Below are 12257 nucleotides of genomic sequence, written 5' to 3'. Positions count from 1 at the left end.
ACTCTTCGGCTCAGGCTCCGAGCGTGCAGGCTCGGCTCGCTTATCCACCCTCAGTGCCGGATCGGCGCGGGACTCCACAGTCCGCTGCGGGTGGCGGTGCCGAGCTGGAGTTCGGCGAGCGTCGAGACGTCGTTGTACGGCGTGTAGCGCTCGAGCGATCCCCAGTCACGCCCGATGTCGCCCTGCAGGTAGGTGGCCATCGAGTTCGACTTCTGCGACACCTCGATCCAGCCGAGCGGCCCGCCACCGTAGGAGTCCTGCCAGGCGGACACCGCCGCGGCGAGATCGGCGCCCGGCTTGATCCGCCACTTGGGGATCTCCGCGACCCCGTTGCGATGGGTGAACGGACGCTGGCACGGGAACACCAACCCCGAGGTCCAGTCCACGTGGACCGGATCCTCCCGGCCCACAACCTCTTCGAGGGTCTTCATGCTCGGCAGCCGAGGCGGTGTCACGACGATGAACCGATCGGAGGACAGGTTGTCGTCGGTCGCGACGATGCGGACCGCGGTGATGTCGTCGGGCAACGAATCGGTCGTCACGCGCACGTTGCGCCACGAGGGTCGCGGCCCTGGGTCGATCAGCTCCGTGTCACCGGTGGCGTGCAGCGATGCGTCGCGTGTGCCGGGGCCGACCGGATCGGTGGTGTACTCCAGCAACAGGTTCGGGTTGTCGTACTGTCCGGCGACCGAGAACGTCAGCAGCGGACGGTCTTTGTAGTCGGCCGGCAAGGCGTACCAGGCCGAGGTGAGTCGGGCGGGCACCTGATCGGTGGTCGAATAGCTGCCCATCACGGGGGTCTTCGCGGGGTCCAGGAAGAACGGCAACTGCGCGTAGCTGCCGTTGACGCCGGCGGTCGACGAGATGCCGCCGCCGGTGCCTCCGGTGTTGGCGGTCAACACATCCGGCGACGATGCCGCGGTCCCGGCGAGCACCCCCAGCGATCCCTCGCTGGCGCTCGTGTCGAGATCGACGGGCACGCCGTTCGACGTGAACCCAGTGGTCGCCGGACGGGTCGCATCGGGCGGGGCGATCGCCGGGCCGGCCAACGGGTCGGCGATGGAACCGTCGACCGGGGTCAACTGGAACCGGCTGGGGTCCTCCTCGACCCACACCTTGTCGGCCATCCCACATTCCTTGCCCGCCAACGCTTCCAGGTTGGACCGCGGCACCGAGTACGAGCCGCTCTGCTGGATGCCGGCGAAAATCGCTGTCACGATGAGGAATACGACGACGCCGGCCGAGACGAATGCCAGCGGTGCGGACGCGAGGGTGGCCCAGACGCGCCGGTACCAGGCGCGCGGATGGTGATGCGCCGGGTCGGCGGGATCGGTGCCGGCGAAGGGCTCCCGGAAGTGGAACCAGAGGGCGAGCAGCAACAGCAGTAGCGACAGGTACAGCAGCAGATCGGCCAGCTTCATGCCGAACGTCACCTGGGTGACGCCCCAGGGCATGCCCCAGGCCGACGAATAGAAATACGAGTTGGGCGCGGTGAACGAGAGACCGGTGATGAACACGACGAGCGCCGCGAACAGGGTGCGGTTACGACGCGAATGCATCGTCTGGTTGCTCGCCGCGATCGCCGCGATCGCGGCCAGCGCCGCACCCAACCCGGCGAAGACCCCGAAGTGGTGGGTCCATTTGGTGGGCGTGAACATCAGGAAGACCAGCGACGCGAAGGTGATCCCGACGATTCGCCGCGACGGACCCAGCGCGGTGCCGGGGATGCGCGAGCGCCGGATGAGCATCGCCGCCGACACGACGAGACCGAGGATCAACGCGAGGACCGCGAATCGTCGTGCGATGGAACCGTTCGCGGAGAACTCGAACAGCGACGAGTACCGGTCGATCTCGTTGTACCAGTGCAGCGACGGACCGAGCGCCGACTTCATCGACGACGCCTCGAGGAATGACCGCAATGTCAGGTTCGAGAACACCACGAAGACGACGAAGGTGCCCGCCGCCAGGATCGGCGCCACCAGCGCGACGTAGGCCCATCGGTCACCGCCGATCACCCGGGCGCGTTTGATGAGCGCCATCATCATCGGGCGGGCGCCGGCGATCAGCGCCGCCACCGCGAGGAGTCCGGTCGGGCCGGCGGCCAGGCTGAACGCCCCGATCAGGCACGCGACGGCGGCCGGCAGCAACCGTCCGGTGGCGATCGATCGCTCCACCGAACACCAGGTGAGCAGCGCACCCAGACAGATGATGGGCTCGGGTCGCAGCCCGTTGTTGAACGGGAACCACGATGCGAGGAACACGAACGCCGCGGTCCATCCGACGACGGGCCGGGTGATCGCGGCCCGGCCCAGCCGCGGCAGCACCTCGTGACTGATGATCAGCCAGACGCCGATCCCACACAGCAGCGCCGGGATACGCATCCACGGACTCGCCACACTGACGTGGCTGAGCAGGCCGAACACCTCGTAGTACCAGCCGAACGGCGCCTCGGGTGCGCCGTACCAACGGAAGTAGTTCGCGGTGTACTGGGCGTTCTGCGCGACGCGCGACATGGTCAGCAGGTAGCCGTCGTCGGAGGTGTTCGGTCCGACGAAATGCCACAGGATCAGCGCGCCGATCACCACGTAGTCGCGGGAGTTGAAGTGCCACCACCGTGCGGGCAGTATCCGCCGGTGTTTGCGGCCGTCGGTGGAGTCGAGGACCGCCAGCGCGATCAGCGACACGATCGTCGCGACGATGCCGACGACGAGCACGATCCATTTCAGGACGGTCGGCGCGGTGGAGTACCGGGAGTCGATGGTGACATGCGCCCGCAGCCCGGGCAGGCTCGCGACGGGACCGGAGAGGTCGGTGAAGAGCCCGGTGACCTGCGGTCGCTGATCCTTGTCGTACGTGTTGGACTCGCGGCCCTCGGTGGTCCCGGTCAGCGCCTCGCCCTTGTCGTTGCGCATCCCGACGAACTCCGCGGTCACCGCGTCGGAGTCGGCGTGGACCACGATGTCACGGCAGTCCTGCGAGCGGATCTGCGCGAGCGTCGCCGACACGAGCGGGACGTTGCGAATGACCACCTCGACCGTCTGCCGGTCCGCGGGATCACCCGGCTGCCCGGTCTTGCGGACGAACAGGCCGCGTTCGGGGGATTTCTCCGCGTCCTTCGGGGTGGTGGACAGCAGGATCGATTCGTCGTCGCCGAGCTGCTCGACGGCCGAGCACGGAATGGACGCATCGAGGTCGATGGGGACATAGCTGATGAGCGGGGCGGCGACCGAGCCCACCGTGCCGCTCTGTGGCCAGCTGATCTGCGCGGTCGTCTGATTGACCGGCATGAGGGGCGTGGCCAGTGCCAGGAGGAAGCCGAGCAGGCCGGTGATGATGGCGACGATCTTCGCTCGTCGGATCGTCAGCTCGGGCACAAAGAGAGATGGTAACCGTTGGCCGGTGACGTCCCGTGCGGGCGAACGCCTGATCTATCGTGAGACCCATGGCCGACACCGAGACGAGCCCCGAACCGTTGCCGATTCTGCTGCTCAACGGCCCCAACCTCAACACGCTCGGGGTGCGACAGCCCGAGGTCTACGGTGCGGACACGCTGGCCGATGTCGTCGACCTCGCCGAACGCACTGCCGCCGAACTCGGCTACGGCCTTCGCGCCGCGCAGACCAACCACGAAGGCCAGATGATCGACTGGATTCACGAGGCCCGCGGTCAGATCAGCGGCATCGTGATCAACCCGGGCGGCTGGACGCACACCTCGGTCGCGCTGGCCGACGCGCTGGTGATCCCCGAGGTGCCGATCATGGAGGTCCACATCAGCAACGTCCACAAGCGGGAAGCGTTCCGGCACCACTCCTACGTGTCGCCCATCGCGGCGGGCATCATCGTCGGCTACGGAATCCGCGGTTACGAGTTCGCCATTCGTCGATTGGTCGAGCTGGTCGGCTGAGCAGGTGCTGCACATCGAGCTCGCCTCGCCCGCGCACCTCACCGACGATGTGCTGGCGCTGGTGGCCGACGACAAGGCGGTGAGTTCGGTGGCCCTGGTCCGCGGAGCATCGGTCAAACCCGTGGGTGACATCGTGAAGATCGACGTCGCGCGAGAGGCGGCCGACGACCTCATCAATGATCTCCATGACCTCGGCATCCCGCGCGATGGTGCGGTTCGGGTGGAGGAGGTCGAAACCTACCTGTCGCAGGCCGCACTCGACGCCGACCGCCGGTCTCCGGGCTTCGGATCGGACGCGGTCGTCTGGGCGCAGGTCGGACGTCGTGCCTACGACGAATCGGAACTCGACTTCATCTATCTCGGCTTCATGACGCTGGCGACCATGCTCGCGGCGATCGCGGTGGTCCTCGACTCCCAGATCCTGACCATCGGTGCGATGGTCCTCGGTCCCGAGTTCGGAGCGATCACCGCGATCGGGGTCGCACTGGTTCTCCGGCGATGGCACCTGCTGCGCCGGGCGACGACCACCCTGATCATCGGGTTCGCGGTCGCCATCGTGCTGACGCTGCTCGCCTCCCTGGTCGCGCGCGGTCTCGGCTGGGTGACCGAGGCCGATATCACCCACCATCCGGAAACCGAGTTCATCTACTCGCCGTCCCGGTGGTCGCTCATCGTGGCGATCCTGGCCGCGGTGGCGGGGGTGCTGTCGATCACCTCGGCGCGCACCGGTGCGCTGGCCGGCGTCTTCATCTCGGTCACGACGATTCCCGCCGCCGGCAACCTCGCCCTGGCCGCGGCGTTCGCGGAGTGGCACGAGGTTCGAGGATCGGGATTTCAGCTCGTCATCAACATCGTGGGGATGACGCTGGCCGGTGCTGCGACTTTGTGGACGCAACGGGTGGTGTGGAAACCGTTCTCGCGCCGACGGGTCGCCCGAGCGCGAGCGCTGCGCGCGGACTGACACCTACTGCAACTAAGCGGTTGCACTACTGGGAGCTATGTGCAACTATGGAGTTGCAGATAATCCAATCCATCGCCGAGGAGGCACCCCATGAACACCGAATACGACCGCATCGAGCGTGAGATCGCCATCGACGCACCGGCGGCGAATGTGTGGGCACTCGTGAGCGAGCCCGGATGGTTCGGCAACAACCGCGAGATCACCGAGCACCGCATCGAACGCGAGGGCGACGTCAGTTACGTCTACGACCCGACACACGGGAAGTTCGCGTTCCGCACGGTCGCACTCGACGAGCCCAACTACGCCGCCTTCCGCTGGCACATCGACGCCGACGACCTGGCGAGTTCGTCCACCCTCATCGAATTCTGGCTCACCCCATCCGATTCCGGGGTGGTACTGAAGGTCGCCGAGAGTGGCTTCGCCTCGCTGTCCGAACCGGAGGCCAATCGGCGCGCCCGATTCGACGACCACACCGAGGGCTGGAAGGTCGAACTCGACTTGGCACGCGCGCACCTCACCGGGACCGCTGCCCGTGCCTGACCCCGACGTCGCCGACGCCCCCGTCGACCTGTTCGCCGCGCTCGCCGACGACAGCCGATGGCGAATCCTGGTGCAGCTCTCGGATTCTCCGGCATCGGCGTCCGGGTTGGCGGCCGAACTGCCGATCTCCCGGCAGGCGATCGCCAAGCATCTGCGGGTGCTCGAAGAGGTCGGCCTGGTGACGCCGATCAAGGTGGGTCGTGAGATTCGTTACGAGCCGGTGGGCGCGACCCTGAGTCGCCTTGCCCGACATCTGGATTCGATCGCCCGCGGGTGGGACCGTCGACTCGACCGGATCAAGGATCTGGCGGAGAACCCGCCGCACGACGGCTGAGCGCGTCAGCTCACCTCGAGCGCCCGGCGTGCGGCCGTGGCCACCCCACCGTCGTGCCGAGGTCCGTGGCCGGGGAACAGCGTGGTGGCATCGAGCGCGGTGAACGATTCGACGGTTCGTCGCGCGGCCGCCTCGTCGTGCTGGAATGCGCTCGAAATGCATTGTGGCCCGGCGATCGCGGAGATCGGATGTCCGCTCACCAGGGCATCACCGCTGACCAGCACCTCACCGTCGGCCACGAGGTAGGCGCTGTGGCCGTCGGTGTGCCCGTGCGCGGTGACCGGCACCGGCCGGCCGGGCAGGTCGAGCGGATCGGGGAAGGCCTCCGCATCCGGAATACCCTTCCGGCTCAACACTCCCAGCGGCGTCACCGCGGCCAGCCAGCGCAGCACGCGCGGCTGGTAGGCGAGGGGTGCGATGTCGCCCGGCCCGGCCTGCTGCAGGTATTCGCGCTTGGCGTGCGCGACCTCCACGGGGTCCATGTACACGTCGAAGCCGTACCGGTCGTGCAGACGCGCAAGCCCGCCGAGATGGTCGACGTGTGCGTGTGTGAGCAGCGCGCCGCGGATGTCCTCGGGCCGTGCGCCGATGCTGCGGATCGATTCCTCGACGGCCGACGCCTGCCCGGGATATCCGCCGTCGATCAGCGTGATGTCCGAACCCTCTTGCAGCAGAACCCAGTTCGCCACACCGGTGGACACCAGGAAAGCGGTGGACGACCCGGCGTCGACCCTGCTGATCGTGAACTTGCCGATCATCGGCGCACCACCAGGACGAACGGTCCGACCTCGGTGACCTCGAAGCGTGGATCGGCGAACACCGCCGGGTCGAACGTCACGGTGTACCGCTTGACATTCGGGTCGTTCGGGTAGACGTCCTCGGCGAGCCGTAGCGTGTATCCGTCTGCGCTGTACCGGAACAGGAAGACGTTCGGTGGCGTCCAGGGTGAGTTGTTCAGCTTCGTGATCAGCTCCTGGGGCGACGTCGATTTCGACCATCGCTCGATGGTGGCGGCACGTTTGTCGAACTCCGCCAACGGATTCGCGTAATGCGACGTCAGTCCCTGGAATCCCCAGTACGGATAGATCGAGAGGAAGCCGAAGTCGGCGGTGAGCACGACATTGCCTGTCGCCGGCTTGCCGGTCTGTTTCGCGATCAGCCGATGGATCTCCGGGAAGTACGATTCCGCACCCGGCGGACGCTGATCGGCGCGCTCGCCGTAACCGTCGGTGTCGGTGTAGGCGGTGCTGATCTCCGTCGACAGGAAACCCGGAATCCCTTGTGCCAGGCCGATGGCGGCGATGGTGGCGACCGCGCCGACGGCGAAGCGGACATCCCCGAACCGGCCCACCGCCCAGCGTGCCATCTCGGCCACGCCGAACACGCCCGCCGCCGCCAGTGTGGCGTTCAGGATCGGGTCGAGCCGGAAGGACAGCAGGGTGCTGCCGCCCGCGGTCACCGCCATCGACAGCAGGCAGAACAGATAGATGGTGACCACGGTCAACCCGAAGGCGAGCGCGATGGTGCGCTGCCGGAATCGGAGCAGAATCCAGATCAACCCGATCAGGGTGATCACGCCGACGAGGGTGAGGTGGAGGAACGGGAGCGGCAGGATCGCACCGCGTTCGGGCAGGTAGTGTTCGGCGGTGCCGCCGCTGGCGGGTTGACTGCGCACTCGGGCCCACAGATACGGTGCCCACACGAGCAGGGCGATCAGGCCGGCGATCGCACCGACGACGACCAGTCGACCCCACACCGCCACCAGCACCGAGCGCCGGTGAGACCCGACGGATGGATCCGCCTTGTTCGCCGTCGAAAACCAGCCCTGCACCGACAGATACAGCGCCATCACCCCGGCTGTCAGCGCGAACACGGCGGTGTAGAGCGTGTAGAACGTGGCCGACAGTCCCAGGAACGCGCCGGCCGCGATCACCGCCGGCCAACTGGTGCCGGATCGCAGTCCGCCGATCGGGCCGTCGGCGTTCCGCGACCGCCCCCGCAGGGCGTACAGCAGGGTGACGAGCATCGGCGTGCCGAGCAGAACCAGTACCGCCGCATACGGTTCCGGTGACGCGTACATCACCGTGATCACGGTGACCGCCAGCGCCACCGCGATGCCGCGGTCGGCGCCGACGAGTCGGTTCCACAACAGGACACCCACTGCCGCGGCCGCCGACATCGACAGGATCGCCCACGGCTTGTAGGCCTCCCACCCCGGGACACCCACGAGATTCGCGTAGCGCCCACCACCCCAGAACCACCCGGCCGGATAGTACGGCGCCAGATGCAGATACGTCATGTCCGCCAGACGCGGACTGCTCGTCATCCGGGTCAGGTACTCGGTGCGGAACTCCTGATCCACCGACAGCCCGAACAGGTAGAGGCGCGTCGCGCCGAGGGGCATGCCGAGGCTCACGGTGACCAGACCCGAGGCCCCCAGCGCCGACAACAGACTGATCAGCCATCGCGATCGACCGAAACGGTAGAGCAGCACCGCGACGAGCAGTACCGTGATCGCCGCGACCTGCCCGACCGTGGTCAGAGCGCGAGTGACGTTGGAGGCGTTGAACGCCGGCCAGTCGACAGCGGAGATGACCTTCAGTCCGACGACGGCGACCAGGGCGCCGACGACCGCGCCGACGACCAGTTCGGCGACATCTCGAGTGCGGCCGGCGACCTGTGTGGTGGGCACCGTCGCAGATCAGATCGGGAGGCGGCGGAACACCGGTCGCGGGACGTGCCGCAGCACCATCATCACGTACCGGAATGCGCCGGGCGCCCAGACGATTTCCTTGTGCTTGTCGGCGGCGGCCACGGCCAGTCGCGCCACGTCTTCCTTCTCCACCGTCAGCGGTGCTTCGGCCACATGCGCCGACAGGCGGGTCCGCACCTGTCCCGGGCGGACGACGAGGACATGAATTCCGTCGGGGCGCAGTGCATCCCCGAGTCCGAGGTAGAAGCCGTCGAGGCCGGCCTTGGTGGAGCCGTAGACGAAGTTGCTGCGCCGCACACGTTCTCCGGCCACCGAACTCATCGCGATGATCTGGCCGAAGCCCTGCGCCCGCATCTTCTCGCCGAGCAGCACGCCCACCGACACCGCCGCGGTGTAGTTGATGCCGACCTCGGTGAGCGCGGTTTTCTGGTCCTGCCAGGCCTTTTCGTCGTCGGGCTGGATACCGAACGCGACGATGGCCACGTCGATGTCGCCGCCACCGAACACCTGATCGAGGACCGCGGCGTGAGTGTCGGGGGCCAGCGCGTCGAAGTCGATCTGCTCGACGCTCGACGCGCCCGCCTTCTCCATCTTCTCCACCGCGGCAGAGGCCGTCGGGTCGCCCGGGACGGTGGCCAGGACCACGCGCATCGGACCCTTCTTCAGGTACTCCGCAGTGATGGCCAGCCCGATCTCGGAGCTGCCGCCCAACACCAGCACGGACCGCGGCACGCCGACGGCATTGATCATATTCCTACTTCTCCTTGTGAAAACCGTTGGAAATCAAAGATTTACGACAATCAGACGAGTTCGAGGCGACGCGCCATGTCCGAGACGAAGACGTGCTCGGGGTCGATGCGACGACGGACCGCGAGCCACTCGTCGATGCGGGGGTACATCGCGTGGAAGTTGGCGGCGGTGGTCACCGAATCCTTGGCGGTGTAGAGACGACCGCCGATCGCCATCACGCGGTGGTCCATCTCCTGCAGGAATTCGTTCAGGCCCTTCTTGATCGGGAAGTCCAGGCACACGTTCCAGCCCTTGAAGGGGAAGGAGAGCGGGGCCTGGTTGCCCTCACCGAACAGCTTGATGACATTGAGGAAGCTCACGTGTCCCGACGACTGGATGTCGAGGATGATCTGCTTGAACTCGGGCTCGTTGCCGGTCGGCACGATGAACTGGTACTGGGCGAAACCACCACCCCGGCCATACGCGTTGTTCCAGTCCCCGATCACGTCGAGCATGTGATAGAACTGCGCGAGGCTCTTGATCTGGCCCATCTTGTTGGACCCCATGCGGTAGTAGGCCTCGCCGACCAGGGAGAAGTCGAACTTGTTGGCCAGCCCCCGCGGGAAGATGTCCGGCACCGAGATCAGCGGCTTCGGGTTGAAGCTCAGCGGATCGGACTGCAGTTTCGGCGGCAGTTCGTCGAGCGTGGCGAGGTTGCCGCGGGAGAACGAGCCGCGCCCGAGTTTCGGCGGTCCGCTGATGGTGTCGAACCAGCCCGACGCGTACTCGAATCCGTCCTCGTAGCGCTGCTCGAGGTGCAGATCGATCGTCTCGTCGAGCGAGGTCGTGGTGAACGTGTCGGCCATGAAGTAGGCACTCTCGGTGCGCTTCATCTTGATCGTGGCACGCAGGATGATGCCGGTCAGACCGATGCCGGCGACCGTGGCCCAGAACAGTTGTCCGTCGGTGTCGTCGGGGGAGCCGCCGGGCCGCAGCGTCAGGATACGGCCGTCGGCCACCAGGAGATCCATCTCCAGGACGTGGTTGCCGAAGCTGCCCTGGCTGTGATGGTTCTTGCCGTGGATGTCGTGCGCGATGGCGCCGCCGACGGTGACCTGACGGGTACCCGGCAGCACCGGCACCCACAGCCCGTACGGCAGCGCCGCGATCATCAGGTCGTTCAGTGAGACCCCGGCGTCGACGTCGACGGTCGCCGCATCCGCATCGATGGACCGGATGCGGTTCACCGGAGTCATGTCGATGGTGAGACCACCCGCGTTCTGCGCGGACTCGTTGTAGGAGCGGCCCAGGCCGCGCGCGATCACACCCCGTTTCAGATACGCCGGTTTGTCCGCGTTCTGGTCGGCCACCCGGGCCACCGCATCGGCGATGACCTCGGGATATGGGGTCGAGAGGACGTGCCCCTCGATCGGCATGGTGCGGCCCCAGCCCACCAGCCTGCGGGTCTCGATCGGCAACAACTCGTGAGTAGTCATCGCCTGTGAGCGTACTCGGCGGTTAGCTCTGCAAAGCCTTGACCGCCGCATTTCTCCCCGGTATGCCGCTGACCCCACCGCCCCTACGGGCGCCGGCCCCGCACAGCAGCAGCCGCGGATGGCGGGTTTCCACCCCCCACGTGCCGACCTGGTCATCGGACTCCGCCCACGGCCATTGCAGGCTGCGGTGGAAGATGTTGCCGCCCGGCAGTCCGAGGGTCTCGTCGAGATCCTGTGGCGTCTTCACCTCGATGCACGGACTGCCCGACACATCGTGCGCCATCACGTTCTGAATCGGTTCGGCCAGCACGGAATTCAACGATGCGAGGGTGGCGCCCACGGCATGGGCCACCGCGCCGGGCTCGTCGAACACCTCGGGCGGCATGTGCAGCCCGAACAGCGTGAGCGTGTGCTTGCCGGCTAGCTCCGGTCCGAGGATGCTGCGATCGGACAGGGTGTGGCAGTAGATCTCGCACGGCGGAAGATCCGGCACCTCGCCGCGGTCGGCCTGCCGCCACGCCTCGTGCAGCTGAGATGCGGTCTCGTTGATGTGGAATGTCCCGGCGAACGCCACCTCGGGATTCATCGACGCATCGGCCAGCCGGGGCAGCCGATCGAGCAGGAGATTGACCTTCAGCTGTGATCCGCGGGGCTCGTGCTCGGTGTCGATCGGGTCGTCGAGATACGCGTTGATGACCTGCGGAGCGCAGGCCGCATACAGCGTGGATCCGGTCACGGTGCCGGCCTCGAACTCCACGGTGCCGTCGCCGGGATCGACGCCGACGATCCGCGCGCCCGTCCGGATCTCGGCGCCGGCGGCGCTCGCCGCCTGGTAGAGCGCACCCGACACGGCACCCATCCCGCCGACCGGGACGTCCCAGTCGCCGGTGCCTCCGCCGATCAGGTGGTAGAGGAAGCAGATGTTCTGTTGCAGCGTCGGGTCGTCGAGGTCGGCGAAGGTGCCGATCAGCCCGTCGGTGGCAACGATGCCACGTACCGTGTCGTCGTCGAAATACTGGGTGAGGAGCTCGCCGAGGGGCCGCGAGGTCAGTGACTCCCACAGTTCGGCCTCGCTCGAGTCGAGGCCACCGGTCGTCAGGCCGGCGACGAGATCCCGCATCTCGGTGGCCGACCGGAGTGGCTCGAGCATCGTCGGGAACACCCGTTGGGCGATCGTGCCCATCCGTGCGTAGAACGACTGCCACGCCGTGAACACCGTGTCCGACCCGGTGGCCCGACGGAACGACTCGGCGGTCGCGTCGGGGTCCTCGTTGTCGACCAGGATGCCGCGCGCGGGATCGCCGGGCAGCGGGGTGTACGACGAATACCGGCGCCGGATGAGCGCGATGTCCAACCCGAGGTCGGCGATGATCTCCCGCGGCATCAGCGACACCAGATACGAGTAGCGCGACAGCCGCGCGGGGAGTCCGGCGAACGGCATCGCCGACACCGCGGCACCGCCGACGTGATCGGCCTTCTCCAGCACCAGCACCGACCGGCCGGCGCTCGCGAGATAGGCGGCGGCGGTCAGGCCGTTGTGCCCGGCGCCGATGATGATGTCGTCGTAGTGGGCCACGGCC

The 12257-nt window shown here is 67.2% G+C and carries 10 protein-coding genes; 4 read left to right on the top strand and 6 right to left on the bottom strand.

The annotated features are described in order from the left end of the window. Positions 1-50: 50 nt before the first annotated feature. Positions 51-3374, bottom strand: a complete 3324-nt coding sequence (locus ACWDTI_RS03360) for an arabinosyltransferase domain-containing protein (RefSeq protein ID WP_449736622.1) — start codon at positions 3372-3374, stop codon at positions 51-53. Positions 3375-3442: 68 nt separating this feature from the next. Here ACWDTI_RS03360 and aroQ point away from each other — a divergent pair, with 68 nt between their 5' ends. The 4 genes from aroQ to ACWDTI_RS03340 all read left to right on the top strand — a co-directional run bounded on the left by aroQ (position 3443) and on the right by ACWDTI_RS03340 (position 5739). Next, positions 3443-3904 (top strand): type II 3-dehydroquinate dehydratase, encoded by a 462-nt coding sequence (gene aroQ / locus ACWDTI_RS03355; protein WP_449736621.1) that lies wholly within the window; start codon positions 3443-3445, stop codon positions 3902-3904. A gap of 4 nt (positions 3905-3908) precedes the next feature. Then, entirely contained in the window at positions 3909-4865 is a 957-nt protein-coding gene (locus ACWDTI_RS03350) for a DUF389 domain-containing protein (RefSeq protein ID WP_449736620.1), read from the top strand. Positions 4866-4955: 90 nt separating this feature from the next. Further along, the gene (locus tag ACWDTI_RS03345; RefSeq protein ID WP_449736619.1) at positions 4956-5405 is read left to right on the top strand and encodes an SRPBCC domain-containing protein; all 450 of its coding nucleotides are present in this window, start codon (positions 4956-4958) and stop codon (positions 5403-5405) included. Then, on the top strand, positions 5398-5739 hold the full coding sequence (locus ACWDTI_RS03340) for an ArsR/SmtB family transcription factor (protein WP_449736618.1): 342 nt from the start codon (positions 5398-5400) through the stop codon (positions 5737-5739). Before ACWDTI_RS03345 ends, ACWDTI_RS03340 begins: the two co-directional genes overlap by 8 nt. A gap of 5 nt (positions 5740-5744) precedes the next feature. On the opposite strand, the gene ACWDTI_RS03335 is transcribed toward ACWDTI_RS03340, so the two are convergent. The 5 genes from ACWDTI_RS03335 to ACWDTI_RS03315 are packed head-to-tail and all read right to left on the bottom strand — an operon-like array spanning position 5745 to position 12253. Next, on the bottom strand, positions 5745-6497 hold the full coding sequence (locus ACWDTI_RS03335; protein ID WP_449736617.1) for an MBL fold metallo-hydrolase: 753 nt from the start codon (positions 6495-6497) through the stop codon (positions 5745-5747). Continuing rightward, positions 6494-8431 (bottom strand): galactan 5-O-arabinofuranosyltransferase, encoded by a 1938-nt coding sequence (locus ACWDTI_RS03330; protein WP_449736616.1) that lies wholly within the window; start codon positions 8429-8431, stop codon positions 6494-6496. Before ACWDTI_RS03330 ends, ACWDTI_RS03335 begins: the two co-directional genes overlap by 4 nt. Positions 8432-8440: 9 nt before the next feature. Next, positions 8441-9202, bottom strand: coding sequence for a decaprenylphospho-beta-D-erythro-pentofuranosid-2-ulose 2-reductase (locus tag ACWDTI_RS03325; protein ID WP_449736615.1), 762 nt, complete (start codon positions 9200-9202; stop codon positions 8441-8443). Between the two features lie 50 nt (positions 9203-9252). Further along, positions 9253-10677 carry an FAD-binding protein gene (locus ACWDTI_RS03320; protein ID WP_449736614.1) on the bottom strand — a complete coding sequence of 475 codons (1425 nt, stop codon included), beginning with the start codon at positions 10675-10677 and terminating at the stop codon, positions 9253-9255. Between the two features lie 22 nt (positions 10678-10699). After that, positions 10700-12253 (bottom strand): phytoene desaturase family protein, encoded by a 1554-nt coding sequence (locus tag ACWDTI_RS03315; protein ID WP_449736613.1) that lies wholly within the window; start codon positions 12251-12253, stop codon positions 10700-10702. Positions 12254-12257 lie beyond the last annotated feature (4 nt).

The sequence above is a fragment of the Gordonia sp. NPDC003424 genome (assembly GCF_053588655.1).
Note: the sequence above shows the minus strand (reverse complement) of the source record. Positions and strands in the feature narration are given on the sequence as shown.